The sequence below is a fragment of the Pseudomonas sp. BN515 genome (genome assembly GCF_029873155.1).
In the GTDB taxonomy this organism is placed as follows: Bacteria; Pseudomonadota; Gammaproteobacteria; order Pseudomonadales; family Pseudomonadaceae; genus Metapseudomonas.
Window position 1 is genome coordinate 424,960 of the sequence record NZ_SSOH01000092.1, and the last position, 18,500, is coordinate 443,459.

15 protein-coding genes and 2 pseudogenes are annotated in these 18,500 nt (G+C 64.6%); 8 read left to right on the top strand and 9 right to left on the bottom strand.

What is annotated here, in order from left to right; genetic code table 11:
• Nucleotides 1–29: 29 nt before the first annotated feature.
• Nucleotides 30–947 carry a LysR family transcriptional regulator gene (locus tag E8E91_RS27620; RefSeq protein WP_280380328.1) on the top strand — a complete coding sequence of 306 codons (918 nt, stop codon included), beginning with the start codon at nt 30–32 and terminating at the stop codon, nt 945–947.
• 133 nt (nt 948–1,080) lie between these two features.
• Here E8E91_RS27620 and E8E91_RS27625 read toward each other — a convergent pair whose 3' ends face one another.
• Both E8E91_RS27625 and E8E91_RS27630 read right to left on the bottom strand, forming a co-directional pair.
• Nucleotides 1,081–1,812, bottom strand: a complete 732-nt coding sequence (locus E8E91_RS27625) for a TorF family putative porin (RefSeq protein WP_280369056.1) — start codon at nt 1,810–1,812, stop codon at nt 1,081–1,083.
• 104 nt (nt 1,813–1,916) lie between these two features.
• Nucleotides 1,917–3,659 (bottom strand): amidohydrolase, encoded by a 1,743-nt coding sequence (locus tag E8E91_RS27630; protein ID WP_280380330.1) that lies wholly within the window; start codon nt 3,657–3,659, stop codon nt 1,917–1,919.
• A 107-nt stretch (nt 3,660–3,766) separates the two neighbouring features.
• Between E8E91_RS27630 and E8E91_RS27635 the strand changes: the two are divergent.
• From E8E91_RS27635 to E8E91_RS27655, 5 genes and pseudogenes are all read left to right on the top strand, one after another.
• Nucleotides 3,767–4,680: pseudogene (locus E8E91_RS27635) on the top strand (LysR family transcriptional regulator).
• A 206-nt stretch (nt 4,681–4,886) separates the two neighbouring features.
• Nucleotides 4,887–6,623, top strand: coding sequence for a bifunctional isocitrate dehydrogenase kinase/phosphatase (aceK, locus tag E8E91_RS27640; RefSeq protein ID WP_280380331.1), 1,737 nt, complete (start codon nt 4,887–4,889; stop codon nt 6,621–6,623).
• Between the two features lie 5 nt (nt 6,624–6,628).
• Entirely contained in the window at nt 6,629–7,648 is a 1,020-nt protein-coding gene (locus E8E91_RS27645; RefSeq protein WP_280380333.1) for an AraC family transcriptional regulator, read from the top strand.
• Nucleotides 7,649–7,999: 351 nt separating this feature from the next.
• Nucleotides 8,000–9,040 (top strand): histone deacetylase family protein, encoded by a 1,041-nt coding sequence (locus E8E91_RS27650; RefSeq protein WP_280369067.1) that lies wholly within the window; start codon nt 8,000–8,002, stop codon nt 9,038–9,040.
• A 55-nt stretch (nt 9,041–9,095) separates the two neighbouring features.
• Nucleotides 9,096–10,112, top strand: a pseudogene (locus E8E91_RS27655) (extracellular solute-binding protein); the annotation flags it as partial.
• Nucleotides 10,113–10,278: 166 nt separating this feature from the next.
• Here E8E91_RS27655 and E8E91_RS27660 read toward each other — a convergent pair.
• Nucleotides 10,279–11,484, bottom strand: a complete 1,206-nt coding sequence (locus E8E91_RS27660; RefSeq protein ID WP_280380335.1) for an MFS transporter — start codon at nt 11,482–11,484, stop codon at nt 10,279–10,281.
• A gap of 109 nt (nt 11,485–11,593) precedes the next feature.
• Between E8E91_RS27660 and E8E91_RS27665 the strand changes: the two genes are divergently transcribed.
• A complete protein-coding gene (locus E8E91_RS27665; protein WP_280369074.1) occupies nt 11,594–12,463 on the top strand; it encodes a LysR family transcriptional regulator in 870 nt (289 codons plus the stop codon).
• A gap of 308 nt (nt 12,464–12,771) precedes the next feature.
• Nucleotides 12,772–12,909 (top strand): PA1414 family protein, encoded by a 138-nt coding sequence (locus E8E91_RS27670; protein WP_280369077.1) that lies wholly within the window; start codon nt 12,772–12,774, stop codon nt 12,907–12,909.
• Between the two features lie 5 nt (nt 12,910–12,914).
• Here E8E91_RS27670 and E8E91_RS27675 read toward each other — a convergent pair whose 3' ends face one another.
• From E8E91_RS27675 to E8E91_RS27700, 6 genes are all read right to left on the bottom strand, one after another.
• Entirely contained in the window at nt 12,915–13,640 is a 726-nt protein-coding gene (locus E8E91_RS27675; RefSeq protein WP_280380337.1) for an MBL fold metallo-hydrolase, read from the bottom strand.
• A gap of 230 nt (nt 13,641–13,870) precedes the next feature.
• A complete protein-coding gene (locus tag E8E91_RS27680; RefSeq protein WP_190832618.1) occupies nt 13,871–15,256 on the bottom strand; it encodes a sodium:solute symporter in 1,386 nt (461 codons plus the stop codon).
• Nucleotides 15,257–15,363: 107 nt separating this feature from the next.
• The gene (locus tag E8E91_RS27685; protein ID WP_280380340.1) at nt 15,364–16,086 is read right to left on the bottom strand and encodes a class II aldolase/adducin family protein; all 723 of its coding nucleotides are present in this window, start codon (nt 16,084–16,086) and stop codon (nt 15,364–15,366) included.
• Complete coding sequence (locus E8E91_RS27690) at nt 16,086–16,817, bottom strand: amino acid ABC transporter ATP-binding protein (RefSeq protein ID WP_280380341.1); 732 nt, start codon at nt 16,815–16,817, stop codon at nt 16,086–16,088. Before E8E91_RS27690 ends, E8E91_RS27685 begins: the two co-directional genes overlap by 1 nt.
• 10 nt (nt 16,818–16,827) lie before the next feature.
• A complete protein-coding gene (locus E8E91_RS27695) occupies nt 16,828–17,571 on the bottom strand; it encodes an amino acid ABC transporter permease (protein ID WP_280380343.1) in 744 nt (247 codons plus the stop codon).
• Nucleotides 17,572–17,649: 78 nt separating this feature from the next.
• Nucleotides 17,650–18,474, bottom strand: a complete 825-nt coding sequence (locus tag E8E91_RS27700; RefSeq protein WP_280380346.1) for a transporter substrate-binding domain-containing protein — start codon at nt 18,472–18,474, stop codon at nt 17,650–17,652.
• Between the last annotated feature and the right edge of the window lie 26 nt (nt 18,475–18,500).

Consider the following 18,500-nt stretch of genomic DNA (forward strand, 5'->3'; position numbering starts at 1 on the left):
AAAACCTTTTTTCCGGAATGGCAAAACCCATGGATAAGCTCGGCGCCATCAGCATGTTCGTCGCCACGGCGGATCACGGCAGTTTCAGCCGTGCCGCCGAGCAACTGGGCAAGACCCCTTCGGCCCTGACCAAGGCCGTCAGCCATCTGGAAGATGATCTCGGCGTGCTGCTGTTCGAGCGCAGTACCCGGCGCACGGTGCTGACCGAGGCCGGGCGGGTCTACCTGGAAACCGCCCGGCAGGTCCTGCAGCGCCTGCAGGACGTGGGGGAAGAGGTGGGCCAGTTGCAGCACGGCCTGCATGGCAGCCTGCGGCTAACGGCGCCGCTCGCCTTCGGGAGGGCGTTTCTCGATGACGTCTGCGTCGGTTTTCTCGCCGAGTACCCACAGATTCGCCTGCGGGTGGACCTGTCCGACGACTTCGTCGATCTGGTGGAGTCCGGCTACGACCTGGCGTTGCGAGAGGGCCGTAGCGACCAGCCGGGGATGATCGCCAGGGCGGTCGGAAGCAATCGCCTGGCCCTGTGCGCCAGCCCGGCCTACCTCGCCCGCAACCCGACGCCGGTGACGCCGGAAACCCTCGACCAGCACGACTGGCTGCTCTATTACCACGCCGCCCTGGATCGCACCTGGTGGTGGGTGGAACGTGACGGACAGCGCCTGAGCCTGCCCAGGCCGCCGACGCCACGCATGGACAGCGACAACCACGACCTGCTGATGGCCAGCGCCCTGGCTGGTGTCGGCCTCTACCATGTGCCGCTGTGGAGTGCCGCCCCCTATCTCGCCGATGGTCGGCTGGTGCGCCTGATGGCCGACTATGAGATCGACCCCGACGTCTTCGGCGCGCAGATCCTCGCCGTCTACCCCAGCCACCGCCGCGCCACTGGCAAGGTGCTGGCGTTCATCGACTACCTGGCCGGTTTTCTTGCGGAGCGTGGGTTGGCGTGATTGCTGCTGTAGGGGCGAACTCATTCGCCAAGGGCGGCGTAGCTGCCCCATCGGTTGGAGAGGGCGAACCTGCGCTCCGCTTGGCGATTGAAATCGCCCCTACAGGGTTAGCTGCTCCAGTCCGTGGGTCGGGTTAGAAGCGCTTGCTCACGCTCGCCACCCAGGTCGAACTGCACACATCGGTGAAGCCGTAGTAGCTCGCGCACTCCGACTCGGAGAGATCGGTGTCGATGTAGGCGAGGCCCCAGGTGACGCCGACGAAGTCGCGGGTCAGCTTGGCTTCCCACTCGTGATAGGCGTCGGAGCTTTCGCCCTGGGCGGACCAGAACAGCGGGTCCTTGAAGTCGTTGCGCCCGTAACGCAGCTTCAGGCCCACATCCAGGGGCAGGGTGTTCTCGTAGCTGACGTAGCTGTAGAAGGTGTCCTGTTTTTCGCCGATCAGGTTCTTCGCGTCGTTGGAGTACTGGGCGCCGAGCTTGAAGCCGTAAGCGCCGAGAATCGCGTAGGCCTCGCTCTGGTTGAACTGGCCCTCCTTCGGATAGCTGTACTTGATGTAGCCGAGGTCCAGGTTCACCTCATCGGTGGCCTGCCAGTACCAGCCGGCGTAGTAGTCCACTTCCTGGCGGGTCTTGAGACCGAAGCCGAAGTCCACGTTCGAGGTCCATACGCCGGCGTAGAGGCCGCTGCTGTGCAGCAGGGTGGCGCTGGCCTGTGCCGCTGGATCGTTCTGGGTCTGGGAGATGCCGCGGGTGCGGTAGTCGCTGAGCAGGGCGAGATCGACCTGCAGGGAGAATTCGTCGTTCAGTTCAATGGCCTGGCAGGCGAGCGGAGCCAGGGCGAGCGCGAGGAAGGTGAAGCGTTTCATCGAGGATTTCCCGTTGTTGTGATTGTTCGGGCAGATGCAGGCAAGGCTCCGCCAACCCCCGCCAAGTGGCGGGGGATGAGTGCGGAGCAGGTGGTTACTGGTCGTTAGAGAGAGGCGTTGAAGACTTCACGGCCGGCGAACCAGGTTTTCAGCACCTGGGTGTCACGCAGGGCTTCGGGCTCGACCTGGAACACATCGCGGTCCAGCAGGATCAGGTCGGCCTGCTTGCCGGGCGCGAGCGAACCGATCTGCTTGTCGAGACCGATGGTGCGGGCGGAGTTGATGGTGTAGGCCTGGAACATCGTCTCGCGGTCGATCTCCTCGTCCGCATTCAGCACACCCTTGGGCCCCTTGCGGCTGACCGCCTGATAGATGGCTTTCCAGGGTTCGGGGGTGGTCACCGGCCAGTCGCTGGCGCCGGAAATGGTCGCTCCATTCTTCAGCAGCGAGCGCGCCGGATATTGGTAATGGAAGGCCATGGCGCTGATGTAGGGCTGCACCAGGTCCAGGCTGACCTCATCGGCACTGGCCCAGTAGAGCTGCATGGACGCAATCACGCCCAGCGGCTTGAAGCGCGCGAATTCCTTGGGGTTGACCATCTGCAGATGGGTGACCGAGTGGGCGATGCCGCTCTGGCGGTCCTTGCGCGCCTGCTCGATGCCGTTGAGGGATTCGCGCACTGCGCGGTCACCGATGGCATGCACGTGCACCAGCCAGCCACGGGCGTCGGCGGCGCTGACCAGTTCACCGAAGTGCGCCGGGTCGATCAGCAGCTCGCCGCGCTTGTTCGAGTTCTTGTAGGGCTCGAGCATGGCGGCAGTCTGTGCTGGGATTTCCGCCACGCCATCGGCGAACACCTTGATGCCCGGCAGGGTGAGGTTGGGCACGCCCTGGAACTGCTGGCGCACCTTGTCCAGGGTGTCGAGGTCGGCGGGACGGCTCTTCGGGTTGGCCACCAGCAGGGCGGCGACATGGGCGGTCAGCTCACCTTTTTCGGCCAGTGCCTTGTAGGCCGGCAACACACCCAAGGTCTGGGCGGTGGGTTTGAAGTCGAACAGAGGTTCGCCCGGCGCGGCGTTGGCCGCCGGGTCCATCCAGGCGGTGATGCCCAGGCTGAGGTTGTAGTGCAGTGCCGAGCGGGCGGCTTTCAGCAGTTGATCGGGGGTGGCCGGTGGCAGCTGCGCCATCACCGGGTCCAGGCCGGCGTCGGCGAGAAAACCATTGGGCTGGCCATCGTCGTGATGACCGATGGTGGCCTGCGCCTCGCCCTTCAGACTCTTCACCATGGCGGCGTCGACGCCGGCGCGTTTCAGCATCGCCCGGTTGGCCCAGCCGGTGTGGTGGTCCCAGCCCATGAAGAAGATCGGCACCTCGGCCCATTCGCCCTGGTTGAAGCGCTGTTCCAGCTCAGCCACCTCGCCCCAGGCGGCCGACGGCATGCCGCTGACGCTGAGCACGTCGCCATGTCGCGCCTTGCCGTTGTCGCGCCACTCGCGCAGGCGCTGCTCCAGTTCCGCAACAGGGATCAATTGCCCGCCGAGGCTGGCCGAATCCAGTTCCAGCCCGCCGAAGATGGCGTGGGAATGGGAGTCGATGAAGCCCGGCATCAGCACCTTGCCGCCGAGGTCGATCACCTGGGTACCGGATTCCTTGAGTTTCAGTACGTCATCGTCGCTGCCGACAGCGCGAACCTTGCCGTCTTCCACGGCCACGGCCTGTTGCAGGGCCTGGCCGGGTTCGGCGGTGTAGACCTTGGCGTTGTGCAGGATGAGATCGACCGCCGCGAAGCTTTCCATTGAGGAACAAGCCAGCGCGACGGCCAGTAGGGTAGGGGCGAAGGTTTTCATCGGGTGATTTCCGGTTCTTGTTGGTCTGGCGGTGAGCCTAACCAAGCCGGTGAAGCGGCAGAATGCTATGTTCTCGCACAACTTTTGTGCCGAATCGGAACAGATCAATGGACAAGCTCAGCGCGCTCACCATGTTCGTCGCCACTGCCGAATACGGCAGCTTCAGCCGCGCCGCCGAACAGCTGGGCAAGACCCCCTCGGCCTTGACCAAGGCGGTAGGGCATCTGGAAGGCGAGCTGGGCGTGCGGCTGTTCGAACGCACCACCCGACGCATGGCGCTGACCGAAGCCGGGCATATCTACCTGGAGGGCGCCCGGCAGGCGTTGATGCAACTGCAACTGGCCGGCGAGGAAGTGGACCAGTTGCAGCACGAACTGCGTGGCACGCTGCGCCTTACCGCGCCGCCATCCTTCGGCCCGGCGTTTCTCAACGAGGTCTGTTGCCGCTTCATGGATGCCACCCCCAGGTGCGCCTGGAGGTGGACCTGAACGACGCCTTCGTCGACCTGATCGACGGTGGTTACGACCTTGCCCTGCGCGATGGCCCCACCGACCTGCCGGGGCTGATCGCAAGGCCGCTGACGGAAAACCGCATCTACCTGTGCGGCAGCCCCGCTTATCTGCAGCGCAAGGGGGTGCCGGTGACCCTGGAAACCTACCTGCAGCATGACTGGCTGATTTTCCAGCACCCTCTGCTCCACCGGCACTTCTGGTGGCTGTGGCGCGACGGCGAGCGCATACGCTTGCCGCAACCCGTGCCCAGAATGGCCAGCGATAACTACGACTTCCTGCTCGCCTGCCTGCTGGCCGGCCACGGTTTGCAGGTGCTTCCGCGCTGGAGCGCCGCGCCCTACCTGGCCAGCGGCCAACTCGTTCGCGTGCTTACTGACTACGAGCTGGAGCCGGACGCCTTCGGTCCCTGGGTCCATGTCCTCTACCTGGCCCACCGCCGCCGCACGCGCAAGGTCCGGGTGTTTATCGAGATGCTGGAAGCCTGCCTGCGGGAGAAGGGGATTGCCTGACGGGCCATCGCGAATTTCACTTTGTAGGAGCGAATTCATTCGCGAAGGGCGATGAAGTCGCCCCCATGGAAGCCCAGCCAAGCCTACGGCCTGTTTCGCGAATGAATTCGCTCCCACAATGCAGACCCTGCCTTCGGCCAGCGCTTCTTTTTGTTCCGGCCTGTGGATAAGCTCGCCTTTCCCGTTTCCGTAGCCGAGACATCAACATGGCGCAGCAATGGCCGGCCGAAGGCATCGCCCGACTGATCCTCGAAGGGTTCGACGACTACCGTGAGCATTTCCGCCAGATCACCGACGGCGCCCGCGCCCGCTTCGAGGAGGCACAGTGGCAGGCCACGCAACATGCGGCGGCGGAAAGGATCGCCCTCTACGAGGTGAAAGTCGGTGAAACCAGCGAACGGCTGCGCGCAGCCTACGCGGTAGATGAACTACTGGACGTGCAGCTCTGGCCGCTGGTGAAAAGCGCCTACATCGGCCTGATCGACCTGCGCCTCGACGATGAACTGTCCGAGACCTGGTACAACTCGATCTTCTGCAGCCTGTTCAGCCACGACCTGATCAGCGACGGCTGCATGTTCATCCACACCACCCGGCCTTCGCTACGCGCCCACGAGCGTGCCCCCCAGACCCGCAGCTACCACCCTGCAGGCCGGCTGCATGCGGCGCTCTCGGCGGTGCTCGATGACTTCCGTTTCGACGTGCCCTACGACGACCGCGCCGGCGACCTGGAGCGCCTTGAAACCCAGCTGCGCGAGAACCTGCCGGACTGGGTCTGCAAGGACCCGGAGCTGTGCATCGAACTCTTCGCCTCGCCGCTGTACCGCAACAAGGGCGCGTACCTGGTGGGGCGCATCTACACCCGCGACGAGCAATGGCCGCTGGTGCTGCCGCTGCTGCACCGCGAGGGCCGCGGCATCCAGGCCGACGCCGTGATCACCGACGAAGCGGAAGTGTCGATCATCTTCTCCTTCACCCGTTCCTACTTCATGGTGGACGTGGCCGTGCCCGCCGAGTTCGTCGGCTTCCTCAAGCGCATCCTGCCGGGTAAGCACATAGCTGAGCTGTACACCTCCATCGGCTTCTACAAGCACGGCAAGTCGGAGTTCTACCGCGCGCTGATCAACCACCTGGCCAACACCGACGACCGCTTCATCATGGCGCCGGGCGTGCGCGGCATGGTGATGAGCGTGTTCACGCTGCCGGGCTTCAACACCGTGTTCAAGATCATCAAGGACCGATTCGCCCACGCGAAGACGGTGGACCGCAACACCGTGATCGAAAAGTACCGCCTGGTGAAGAACGTCGACCGGGTAGGGCGTATGGCCGATACCCAGGAGTTCGCCGACTTCCGCTTCCCCAGGTCCAAGTTCGACCCGGATTGCCTGGCTGAACTGCTGGAGGTGGCGCCATCCACCGTGGCGCTGGAAGGCGACGTGGTGCTCATCCGCCACTGCTGGACCGAGCGCCGCATGACGCCGCTGAACATCTACCTCGAAAGCGCAAGCGACGCCCAGGTGCACGAGGCGCTCTACGACTACGGCCTGGCCATCAAGCAGCTGGCGGCGGCGAACATCTTCCCCGGCGACATGCTGCTGAAGAACTTTGGCGTCACCCGCCACGGCCGCGTGGTGTTCTACGACTACGACGAGATCTGCTACCTCACCGAGGTAAACTTTCGCGTCATCCCGCCGCCGCGTTACCCGGAGGACGAGATGTCCGCCGAGCCCTGGTATTCGGTGGCGCCCAACGACGTCTTCCCCGAGGAATTCCCGCGCTTCCTCTTCGCCGATATCGGTCAGCGCCGGCTGTTCGCCAAGCTCCATGGCGAGCTCTATGACGCCGAGTACTGGAAGACCCTGCAGGCCGCCATCCGCTCCGGCAAGGTGATCGACGTCTTCCCCTACAGGCGCCAGGAACGAGAACTCACCGAGGCCATCCAGTAAGGATCATGGTCGAGCACACCTTCTCCCGCGCCACCTGGCTGAACTCGCTGCACATGTCGGCGCTCACCGTGGCGCTGCTGCAGGAAGAGGGCATCGCTGCCTGCGATCTGCTGGCCGGCAGTGGCATCAGCGAACAGGACCTCGCCGAACTGCAAAAGCTGGTCAACCCCGAGCAGGAGCAGCAGGTCTACGCCAACGCCGCGCGCCTGGCGCCGCGTCCGGCCATGGGCCTGGCCCTTGGTCTGCGCACCCGCATTTCCGCCTACGGCCTGCTGGGCTACGCCATGCTGTCGGCGCCCACCTTCGGCGAGGCCCTGCGCGTCGGCCTGAGCTACCCGGTGCTGCTGGGGACCTACTTCCGCCTAGCGCTGGAGCAGGATGGCGACATCGCCTGGCTCACCGCCACCGGTTACAGCGAGGACGAGTCGCTGCGAGCGTTCAACACCGAAGTCTGCCTGGGCTCGCTCAAGGTCACCTTCGCCGACCTGCTGGGCCAGCCGCTGCCGCTGCACGCGGTGCAGGTGGACTATCCCTCCGGCAGCGGCATGGCGCGGCCCTATGCACGGGGCTTCGGCTGCCCGGTGAGCTTCGGTGCCAACCGCAGTGCCATCGGTTTCGACGCCGCCTGGCTGACCCGCCGCCTGCCCCTCGCCGACCCGGTGACCCACAAGGAAATGCTCGAACAATGCCGCCGGCAGAACGTCGAGTTCGCCGCCCGTCGCGCCTGGCTGGAACGGGTGCGCGGTTTCCTCGCTGCACGCCTGCAGGACCCGCCGGGATTGGAAGAGCTGGCCCGGCAGATGAACTGCTCCTCCCGCAGCCTGCGCCGCCACCTCGCCCAACAGCAGACCAGCTACCAGCAACTGCTGGACGAACTGCGCTTCACCCGCGCCAAGGAAATGCTCCAGCAGGGCGACATCCCCATCTACCGTATCGCCGAGGCGCTCGGCTTCAGCGAAACCGCCAGCCTGCGCCACGCCTTCCAGCGCTGGAGCGGGCAGCCGCCGAGTCATTTCCGGGGTTAGTGGCGAGGAGGGGCAGGGAGAAGCTGTAGGGGCGATTTCAATCGCCAAGCGGACCGCAGGTCCGCCCTATCTGGTGTCGGATTGGCTCCCTTGCCCGTAGGTTGGGCCGGGCGGCGTTCCGCGAGCGCAGCGAAGCCCAACAGCGGAGTTGCCAGCGAGCCGGGATGTTGGGCTTCGCGTAGCTCAGCCACAACCTACGGGGGCGGATGAGGCGCGGCGGCATGGAAGGGTTTACTGGCCATTAATATTGGCCATATTGATCCCCTATTGGCCACGGCCACCACTGCGCAAAACCACCCCAACACGCACAGAATCCCCTCACCAATAACAAGACCCAATGAGGTGCCCTCCATGCTGACCGTCTATAGCGACGATCACCGTCTCCACTTTGGCCAGTCGGAACTGGTCGACGGCAAACTCCAGCCCTGTTTCGAAATGCCCAGCCGCGCGGACACCGTGCTGGCGCGGGTTCGCCAGCAGGAAATCGGTGAAGTCATCGAGCCGAAGGACTTCGGCCTAGAGCCCATCCTGCGGGTGCACGATGCGGCCTATGTGGAGTTCCTCAAGGGTGCCTGGGCCCGCTGGGCCGCCGAAGGCCATAGCTGCGACATGCTCCCCAGCACCTTCCCGGCGCGCCGCCTGCGCCGCGACGGCCCCATTCCTACCGCGCTGCATGGCCAGCTCGGTCACTACTGCTTCGACACCGAAGCACCCATCACCGCCGGTACCTGGCAGGCCGTGTACAGCTCCGCCCAGGTGGCGCTGACCGCCCAGGACCATATGCGCCAGGGCGCCAACACCGCCTTCGCCCTTTGCCGTCCGCCGGGTCACCACGCCGGCAGCGACTTCATGGGCGGTTACTGCTTCTTCAACAACGCCGCCATCGTCACCCAGGCCTTCCTCGACCAGGGCGCGAAGCGCGTGGCGATCCTCGACGTCGACTACCACCACGGTAATGGCACCCAGGAGCTGTTCTACGAGCGCAGCGACGTGCTCTTCGCCTCCATCCACGGCGACCCGCTGGTGGAATATCCCTACTACCTTGGCCATGCCGACGAGCGCGGCGAAGGCGAGGGCGCCGGCTTCAACCACAACTACCCGCTGCCCCACGGCACCGGTTGGGACGGCTGGTCTGCCGCGCTAGACGATGCCTGCCGCAAGATCGCCGCCTACGCGCCGGACGCGCTGGTGATCTCCCTCGGCGTGGACACCTACAAGGACGACCCGATTTCCAAGTTCAAGCTGGATTCGCCGGACTACATCCGCATGGGCCAGCGCATCGCCGCACTCGGCCTGCCGACCCTGTTCATCATGGAAGGCGGCTATGCGGTCGAGGCCATCGGCGTGAACGCGGTGAACGTGCTGCAAGGCTACGAAGGGGCCGCCCGATGAAAGCCCGCATCCTGCTGGTGGGGGCCCTGCTGGGCGCTTCGCTGAACGCTGTCGCCTACGCATCTACAACTGGTTCGACTACATCGGCCCGAACACCCTGAAGGACTTCCAGGCCGCCTCCGGCATCAAGCCCCAGTACGACGTCTACGACAGCAACGAAGTGCTGGAGGCCAAGCTGCTGTCCGGCCATTCCGGCTACGACCTGGTGGTGCCCAGCGACGGCTTCCTGCCCAACTACATGAAGGCCGGTGTATTCCAGCCGCTGGACAAGAGCAAGCTGCCCAACTGGAAGAACCTCAACCCGGCGCTGCTCAAGGTGCTGGCCGCCAAGGACCCGGGCAACCAGTACGTGATGCCCTACATGTGGGGCACCAACGGCATCGCCTACAACGTCGACAAGGTGAAGGCGGTGCTGGGCGAGAACGCGCCGGTGGACTCCTGGGAGCTGATCTTCAACCCTGACAACCTGGCCAAGCTCAAGCAGTGCGGCGTGGCCTTCCTCGACTCGCCCACCGAGGTGATCCCGGAAGTGCTGCACTACCTGGGCCTGTCGCCCAACAGCCGCAACCCCGAGGACTACGAGAAGGCGGAGGCGCTGCTGGCCAAACTCCGGCCGAACATCACCTATTTCAGCTCCTCGAAGTTCGTCACCGACCTCGCCAACGGTGAAGTCTGCGTGGCCCTGGCCTGGTCGGGTGGTGCCATGCAGGCCAGCGCTCGTGCTAAGGAAGCCGGCAATGGGGTGAAGGTGGAGTACCGCATTCCCAAGGAAGGCACCGCGGCCTGGTTCGATGTGCTGGCCATTCCGAAGGACGCGAAGAACGTCGAGCAGGCCCATGCCTTCCTCAACTACCTGCTGCAGCCCGAAGTGGTGGCGCCCATCTCCGACCATGTCGCCTATGCCAACCCCAACCAGGCGGCCGATGCGCTGACCTCGGCCGAGCTGCGCGACAACCCCAACGTCTACCCGCCGGCCGAGGTGCAGGCCAAGCTGTTCTCGGTGGAGATGCTGCCGCCGAAGCTGGAACGCATCCGTACCCGCACCTGGACCAAGATCAAGACGGGGACCTGACGCCGGTACCTCGTAGGATGGCGTAGAGCGAAGCGAAACCCATCAGCGGATCGATGGGTTTCGCGGGCTCTACCCATCCTACGGTTCTGGTGTGTTCCTTGTAGGGGCGAATTCATTCGCCAAGGGCCGCGCCAGCGGCCCTTTTGCATTTCCTGTGGGAGCGAATTCATTCGCGAATAAATTCGCTCCCACAGGGCAGGACTGCGTCCTGCTTGGCGATTGAAATCGCCCCTACGGGGTTGGCGGCCGGACGTGCCATTAAGGCTCCCGCCAGGAGCAAGCCTGCTCCTGCCACATAGAGCGCCGGTTGCAGATCGCCGCTGAAATAGCTGCTGGCAGCCGCCAGCAGCGGGCCGGCCAGTTGCCCCAGGGCGAAGGCGGCGGTCAGCAGGCCGACGTTACGGCTGTGGCCCTGAGGGTCCAGTTCGCGGGCGTACTGCATCACCAGTTGCATGCCGGCGAGGAAGGGGCCGCCGCTGAGGATTACACCCAGAACCAGTCCAGCCATGCCCGGTAGCGCGCAGGCGAGGGTGCCCGCTGCCTGCAGCCAGAGCGCGATCACCAGCCAGCGGCGGGCGCCTCCGGGACGCTGGCGGCGCTGGCTGACCAGCAGAACACCGAGCGCAGCCGCCAGGCCGAAGGCCGGCCAGAACAGGTCCGCCTGCCATTGACCGTGGAAGCGCGCCGCAGCCATCTGCGACAGGAAAGTGGCAGGAATGATGTAACCCAGGCCCACCAGGCCATAGGCAGCAAGCAGCGCATACAGGGCGCGCGGCCTCTGCCGGGCGGGTCGGCTCGCCGCCACGGTGGCCGCTTGTGGATGGGGCAGCAGCGGGTGGGTAATCAGGGTCAGCAGCAGGGCCAGAACGCCGAAGGCCAGCCAGAGCATGGCCGAGCCCTGGCCTTGCAGGTTCAGTTCCAGGGCCAGCAAGCCGGTCAGCATCACCCCGAAGGCTGGGCCGGCGAAAACCAGGCTGCCCAGGCGCGGCCTGTTGGCCTCGGCAGCAAGACGTTGGCTGAGGCCGGTGACCACCACCAGCACCCAGGCGCTGGTCACCCCCAGGACAAAGCGCAGCAGCACGTGGGGCCAGAAGCCTTCGGTCAGTACCGATGCCAGGGTCAGCAGCACGGTGGCCCAGAGGCCCAGCATCAGGCGCAACCGTGCCTGTCGCGGAGAGCTCGCGTAGAAGGCGTCCAGGGCGCCGACCAGGTAGCCCAGGTAGTTGGCGGCAGCTACCAGGCCGGCACCGGTGAGGCTCACCTGGCCTTCGGCGATCAGATGCGGGAGCAGCGGGGTTAGCGCGAAACGTCCGACGCCCATGGCGACGAGCAGGGCGAGGAAACAGGCGAGCAGGCGGATCAGCGTTGGCATGTGAAGGCTCCGGTGCTGGTCATCGGAATTCCATGCTAGGGGCTGGATGTGTTCAATAAAAACGAATAAAAAAGAACGCATGTGTTCTCTTTAATTGAATGGATGATTCATGGAACTCAGCCAGCTCCGCATCTTCCAGGCCGTGGCCGAGGAAGGCTCCATCACGCGCGCCGCGACGCGCCTGCACCGGGTACCGTCGAACCTGTCCACGCGCCTAAGGCAACTGGAGGAGAGCCTGGGTGTGGAGCTGTTTCTCCGCGAACGCCAGCGTCTCACCCTGTCACCTGCGGGCAAGGTGATGCTGGGCTACGCCGAGCGCATGTTCGCCCTGCAGGCCGAGGCCGAGGCGGCACTGCGCGGCGGTGAGCCGGCGGGGGATTTCGTCATCGGTTCCATGTTCAGTACTGCCGCCATCCACTTGCCGCCCATTCTCGTGCGCTACCACCGCACCTGGCCCTCGGTGAACCTGCAGGTGCAAACCGCGCCCAGCGGTGAATTGCTCGACGGCCTGCTCAGTGGCCGCCTGGATGCCGCCCTGGTGGATGGTCCGGTGGAGTTCGCCGAGCTGGATGGCCTGCCGCTGTTCGAGGAGGAAATGGTGCTGATCACCGAGGCCGCCCACGGTCCGGTGAAATCGGCCCAGGACGTGGCCGGGCTGGAGGTGTTCGCCTTCCGCCAGAGCTGCTCCTATCGCCGTCGCCTGGAGGGCTGGTTCGTGGCCTCGCGGGTGCCGATGTCGCCGCCCATGGAGATCGAGTCCTACCACAGCATGCTGGCCTGCGTGATCGCCGGTGGCGGTATCGCGCTGGTGCCGCGTTCGATGCTGAACAGCCTGCCGGGCCGTGAAGAGGTGCGGGTGCATGAACTGGGTGCGCCATTCGATCGCGCCACGACCTGGCTGATGTGGCGCAAGGGCATGCTCGGGGCGAACCTGCGCGCCTGGATCGACCTGCAGCAGGGGCGTCTTGAGGCGTCGTGAGAGAGAATCTGGTTTCGCTTTTGTACCGGTACGTAGGGGCCTGGTGCGCACGGCGCACCCTACGGGAGAGTTCTTGGTCGCTGGGGTGAGAAGTGAGATACATCGGCAATTGCACCGGAGTTTCAGTAAGTAAGTGCCGATCCTCCGGTAAGACGTTTCCTGGATACCGTTCAGCGGTTTGATTCAGATCAGTAGGAAAATTCCGGGCGAGCGTATTTTGGATCTTGCCCGGAGCAACTAAGCTCCAGACGAGGGTGGCCCAAGAAGCACGGGCCACCCGACCATCGTCCCAGGAAAGGGGGTAAAGCATGAAAAAGCGGCTAGAAGCGTGGATGTGGCAATTGGGTGTCGCGCTGGGCCTGATCGAGGCACCGCGCCTGCAACCCATTCCGGTCCGAAGTGAAGAGCAGCGTCGCCTCGCCGAGCAACGCCGCCTGAGGAAGTAACCGGCTTACTCGTGAGCGCGTAGCCAGTTGTCTGCCAACGCGCGCAGGCGCTCACCGGAGAAACTGGGGAAATGACCGCCGTGCACGGTGCGCACCGGAAGGTTGCGCAGCCGTGCGAGGCTTCTCGCGTAATCATCCAGATTCGAGTGGTAGGCGTTATCGATCAGCGGGCCGTCGTAGATGATGTCGCCGCTGAACAGCGTCTGCGTCTTCGCTTCCCACAGGCTGATGCCGCCCGGTGAATGGCCGGGGGTATGCAGCACCTCCAGTACCCGATTCCCCAGATCCAGCACATCCCCCTCATCGATCAGCCGCGTCGCCGGCGCCGCCTTCACGCGGTATTCGGCGTAGCACAGCGGGCAGTCCGGGTGCGCCTCGAACATCTCGTCGCCGACATAGTCCTTCGCCAGGGTGTTTTCCCCCGTGGGCGTGGCCAGGATGTCCGCTTCCGCCGGATGCACCAGGCGCTCGGGGAATTCGTGATGCCCCGCGATATGGTCGAAGTGGGTGTGGCTGGCCACCGCCAGCAGCGGGCGCTGGGTGAGCCAGGGCAACTGTTCGCGCAGGCTGATGACGCCGGAGCCGGAGTCGATCAGCAGGTCCTTGTCGCGGCCCTGCACGTGCCAGAGGTTGCAGCGGTAGAAGGGCCGCACGTACGGCTCGCTGATCAGGCTGATGCCGTCGTAGCAGTGCTCGACTTCGAACCACTGGTCGCGGCTGACGATTTTCATTGGACACTCCGTGTGCTGCGCCCAGGACGGCAACCATTTGTGGGAGCGAATTCATTCGCGAAGGGACGCGCAGCGGCCCCAGATACCAGTTTGGCAGGCGCTGCCTGCATCGCGAATGAATTCGCTCCCACAAAGACCGTGGAGCCCTGAGCGGGATAAAAAAAGCCCCGGTCGGCAATGCCGATCCGGGGCCGGGAAAGGCCGTCTCCGGGGAGAGGCGGCAGTGCATATCAGGCCAGTTCGCCGGCAGTTTCCGAACGACGGGACAGCAGGCTGATCACTACGAAGCTCACCGCGCCTACAGCCAGGCTGTAGTAGATCGGGGTATTGGCTTCCAGGCCGTCGGTGAACATGAAGACGCAGGCGGTGATGCTGCCCAGGACCATACTGGCGATGGCGCCGGCGGTGCTGGCGCGCTTCCAGTAGATGGCCCCCAGCAGAGGGATCAGCATGCCGCCAACCAGCAGGTTGTAGGCCAAGGTCAGAGCGCTGATCACGTCACTTACCACCAGGGCGATGCCCAGAACCACGATGCCCAGCGTCAGGGTGAACAGGCGGTTCTTGTGCGCGTCGCCTTCGTCGTCGGCTTTGCCACCCAGCAGCGGCCAGAGGTCCTGGGCTGCGGTGGTGGACGCGGCCAGCAGGCCGGCGCTGGCGGTGGACATCAGGGCAGCCAGGGCAGCGGCAACCACCAGGCCACGGATGCCGTCCGGCAGGGTGGTGTCGACGATGGTGGCGAAAGCGTTGTTGACGTTGTCCAGATCAGGCAACAGGACCTTGGCGGCCATGCCGATCAGGGCACCGGCCAGGCCGTAGAGCACACAATAGACGCCTGCGGCGGTGCCAGCGACCTTGGCGACGTTCTCGCTGCGGGCGGTGAACACGCGCTGCCAGATGTCCTGGCCAATGAAGATGCCGAAGAAGTAGATCAGGAAGTAGGTGATGATGGTGTCCCAGCCGATAGCGGTCAGGGAGAAGTAGCTTGCCGGCAGTTTGGCTACCAGCGCATCCCAGCCACCCGCGTCGCTCATGGTCATCGGCAGCAGGATGAATACCAGGCCGACGGTCATGATCAGGAACTGCACGATATCGGTCAGGGTCAGGGACCACATGCCACCAATGGTGGAGTAGGCGACAACGATGCCGCCGCCGATCAGCACGGAAACCCAGAACGGCAGGCCGAACAGGACTTGCATCACTGTGCCAATGGCGATGGTGGAGGTGGCACCGATCATCAGTGCGTACACCAGCATGATCGCGGCGCTGGCATGGCGAGCGGTCGGGTTATAGCGACGCTCCAGCACCTGGGTCACGGTGTAGATCTTCAGCTTCAGCAGCGGCTTGGCCAGGAACAGGCTGATGCCCATGATGCCGAAGCCGAGGCTGGCGCACAGCCAGAAACCGGAAATGCCGTGGACGTAGCCCAGGCGAACGGTACCGATGGTGGCGGCGCCGCCGAGCACGGTGGCAGCCATGGTGCCGAGGTAGAAGCCCGGCCCCAGGTTGCGGCCGGCTACCAGGTAGTCTTCACGGGTCTTGGCGCGGCGCATGCCGTACCAGCCCAGTGTGAGCATGGCAGCTACGTATAGGAGTACTACGAAAATATCCAAAGCCATTTCAGGTCTCTCTTTCTATTGTTGTTGCCACGACTTTGAGGCCGCGACAGGTGTTGCAAGGCGCGCAACGCTTCACACTGCGCCGTTTCAAAGCAATCCCGCTTTTCCTAGTCCTTGTATTCGGGGCACTCCCTTTCGAGCTTTCTCAGCCAGGCTTCCCAGACCAGCTGGCGCTGCCACTCGCAGGCCTGGAACTGTTCGCAGGCGTGCGCGCTGAGCTCGTCGGGCATCTCGCGGATGCCGCGCAGGGTGGAGGCGGCGACCTGGATCTCGCACGCCTTGTTCAGGTAGTACATGACGTAGAAGGCATCGGCGACGCTGGCACCGACGCTGAGCAGTCCGTGGTGGCGCAGCATCAGGGCGATGTTGTCGCCGAGGGAGTCCACCAGGCGCTCGCGCTCACCCAGGTCCAGGGCGATGCCTTCGTAGGTGTGGTAACCGACGCGCTGATGGAACTCGGCGCTGATCTGGTTCAGTTGGGCCAGGCCGTTGTCCGCCGCGGCCACCGCCATGCCCGCGAGGGTATGGGTGTGGATCACGCAGTGGGCATCGGCGCGGGCCATGTGCACGGCGCTGTGGATGGTGAAGCCGGCGATGTTGTAGTCGGCGTTGCCTTCCACCACGCGGCCGTGCATATCGACCACGATCAGGTCGCTGGCGCGGATTTCTTCGAACATCAGCCCGAACGGGTTGATCAGAAAGCGCGGCTCAACGCCCGGCAGGCGCACCGAGAAGTGGGTGTAGAGGGTGTCATCCCAGCCGAACAGGGCGGCCAGCCGGTAGGCGGCCGCCAGGTCACGACGCAGGATGGCTTCGTTCTGTGCGTTCATCAGTGACGGATCTGCGAAAGGAAGGCCCGGGTGCGCGGGTGCTGCGGGTTGTCGAAGAACTCGGCCGGGGTGGCGGTTTCCACGATCTGGCCGGCGTCCATGAACACCACGCGGTCGGCCACCTTGCGCGCGAAGCCCATTTCATGGGTCACGCAGAGCATGGTCATGCCGTCCTGGGCCAGCTCGGTCATCACTTCCAGCACTTCGCCGACCATTTCCGGGTCCAGCGCCGAGGTGGGCTCGTCGAACAGCATCACCTTGGGGTTCATGCACAGGGCACGGGCGATGGCCACGCGCTGTTGCTGGCCGCCGGAAAGCTGGCCGGGCTTCTTGTGCGCCTGGGAGCCGATGTGCACGCGATTGAGGTAGCGCAGGGCGAGATCCTCGGCCTGCTTGCGGCCCATTCCACGGACCTTCATCGGCGCCAGGGTGCAGTTCTCCAGCACCGTCAGGTGGGGGAACAGGTTGAAGTTCTGGAACACCATGCCCACTTCGCGGCGCACGTGGTCGCTGCCGGACTTGGTGGAAATGTCCTGCTCTTCCACTGTGATGGTGCCGGTGTCATGGGGGTTGAGGCGGTTGATGCAGCGGATCAGGGTCGACTTGCCGGAGCCCGAAGGGCCGCAGATGACGATCTTCTCGCCCTGGCGCACGGAGAGGTTGATGCCCTGCAGCACCTGGAAATCCTCGTAGCGCTTGCCGACGTTCTGCAGACGGATGATTTCGTTCATGTCGCTCTCCTCAGATACGGCGCATACGAGCCAGGGTGCGTTGCACCAGGCCGACGGATTTGCTGCTGGTGCCGGTGTGGGAATCCCACGCCAGGCGCCGTTCGAGGCCGCTTTGCATCCAGGTCAGGGTGTAGACCATGACGAGGTAGTAGACGAGGGCGACGGCGTAGTACTCGGAGAACTGGAAGGTGGTGGAGACCGTTTGCGAGGTCACCGCCATCAGTTCCTGCAGGGAAATCACCGAGGCCAGCGAGGTGATCTTCAGCAGGGTGATGAATTCGTTGGCGGTCGGCGGCACGGCGATGCGCGCGGCCTGCGGCATGATGACGTAGCGGAAGATGTGCCAGCGCGACAGGCCCAGTGCGTGACCGGCGGCGTACTGGCCTTTGTCCACGGCTTTCAGCGCAGCGCGGTTGATTTCCACCTGGTAGGCGGCTTCGTTGATCGACAGAGCGATCCAGGCGGCGATGAAGGGGGTGAACCACTCTTCACGGAACACCGGGAAGAACTGCGGCAGGGCGTTCCACACGAACAGCAGCTGCAGCAAGGTCGGGGCGCCACGGAACACGCTGAGCACACCGCGCAGGGTGGTGCGCCAGGCGCTCGGCGGGCCGTCCAGGGCCAGGGCACAGGGAATCGAAATCAGGATGCCAACGGAATGGGAAACCAGGGCCAGCACCAGGGTGATGCAGGCGCCGCGGAAGAAGTGCCAGGACGTCAGGGCGTCCCAGAAGACAGTCACATCGAAGTTCATGTACGTGTCCTGCGTGAATGAAAGCGTGCCGTTGCACCCTCTCCCGCGAACGGAAGAGGGGCGGGGCGTTGGCCTTGCTTACTGCGCGGCGGTTTCCAGGTTGGCTGGATCGAGCTTCCATTTCTCGGCGATGGCCTTGAGGGTTCCATCGGCCTTCAGAGCAGACACGGCGTCCTGAACGGCCTGCTTGTCTTCCGGGTTCGGACGCATGTACGCGCCGAAGATGTCCTTCTCGGGGAAGGCGTAAAGGGTCTTGAACTGGCCGGGAGTCTGCAGTTCGCGATAGGCGAGTTCAGTGTCCTGGGACAGGCCGGCTGCGGCGCGGCCTACCAGCACCTGCTGGGCCACGTCGCTGCCTTTCGGATAGGTCTGCAGGGTGGCCGGAGTCTTGCCGGCGGCCTTCAGTTCTTCGTTGAGCTTTTCCATGATGGTCACGTAGCGGGTGCCGGACTGCACCGCGACCACCTTGCCGGAGAGGTCATGCAGGTTGTTCAGTTTGACGTCGCTCTTGCCGCTGCCGAAGACGATGGTGGCGCTGGCGAGGTAGGCCACGGCATGCAGCTTCTGGGTGCGCTCGGGGGTGATCAGAGTGCCGCTGATGACTGCGTCGCAGCGCTGGGCGTCCAGACCCGGCAGCAGGCCGGTGAACTCGGTGACGATGAAGCGCGGCTTCACGCCCCAGTGCTTGGCCAGGGCGCGGATCAGGTCCGCGTCGAAGCCGCTGGGCTCGCGGTCACCGGTCTTCTCGAAGAACTCCAGCGGCGGGAAAGTCGGATCGGAACAGACCTGGAAACTTCCCGAACCCACGAACGAGGGCTTGCTGTCGGCGGCCATGGCGCCACCACTCAGGGTGGCGGCGAACAGGCCGGCGAGGGCGAACAGTTTCAGCGGACGATTGCTCATCGGTAACTCCTTCAAGGCGTATTGCA

Bases quoted from the DNA above. Each gene is read 5' to 3' on its own strand.
- E8E91_RS27620 (WP_280380328.1), top strand. From the start codon at position 30: ATGGATAAGCTCGGCGCCATCAGCATGTTCGTCGCCACGGCGGATCAC.
- E8E91_RS27625 (WP_280369056.1), bottom strand. From the start codon at position 1,812: ATGAAACGCTTCACCTTCCTCGCGCTCGCCCTGGCTCCGCTCGCCTGC.
- E8E91_RS27630 (WP_280380330.1), bottom strand. From the start codon at position 3,659: ATGAAAACCTTCGCCCCTACCCTACTGGCCGTCGCGCTGGCTTGTTCC.
- aceK (WP_280380331.1), top strand. From the start codon at position 4,887: ATGGCGCAGCAATGGCCGGCCGAAGGCATCGCCCGACTGATCCTCGAA.
- E8E91_RS27645 (WP_280380333.1), top strand. From the start codon at position 6,629: ATGGTCGAGCACACCTTCTCCCGCGCCACCTGGCTGAACTCGCTGCAC.
- E8E91_RS27650 (WP_280369067.1), top strand. From the start codon at position 8,000: ATGCTGACCGTCTATAGCGACGATCACCGTCTCCACTTTGGCCAGTCG.
- E8E91_RS27660 (WP_280380335.1), bottom strand. From the start codon at position 11,484: ATGCCAACGCTGATCCGCCTGCTCGCCTGTTTCCTCGCCCTGCTCGTC.
- E8E91_RS27665 (WP_280369074.1), top strand. From the start codon at position 11,594: ATGGAACTCAGCCAGCTCCGCATCTTCCAGGCCGTGGCCGAGGAAGGC.
- E8E91_RS27670 (WP_280369077.1), top strand. From the start codon at position 12,772: ATGAAAAAGCGGCTAGAAGCGTGGATGTGGCAATTGGGTGTCGCGCTG.
- E8E91_RS27675 (WP_280380337.1), bottom strand. From the start codon at position 13,640: ATGAAAATCGTCAGCCGCGACCAGTGGTTCGAAGTCGAGCACTGCTAC.
- E8E91_RS27680 (WP_190832618.1), bottom strand. From the start codon at position 15,256: ATGGCTTTGGATATTTTCGTAGTACTCCTATACGTAGCTGCCATGCTC.
- E8E91_RS27685 (WP_280380340.1), bottom strand. From the start codon at position 16,086: ATGAACGCACAGAACGAAGCCATCCTGCGTCGTGACCTGGCGGCCGCC.
- E8E91_RS27690 (WP_280380341.1), bottom strand. From the start codon at position 16,817: ATGAACGAAATCATCCGTCTGCAGAACGTCGGCAAGCGCTACGAGGAT.
- E8E91_RS27695 (WP_280380343.1), bottom strand. From the start codon at position 17,571: ATGAACTTCGATGTGACTGTCTTCTGGGACGCCCTGACGTCCTGGCAC.
- E8E91_RS27700 (WP_280380346.1), bottom strand. From the start codon at position 18,474: ATGAGCAATCGTCCGCTGAAACTGTTCGCCCTCGCCGGCCTGTTCGCC.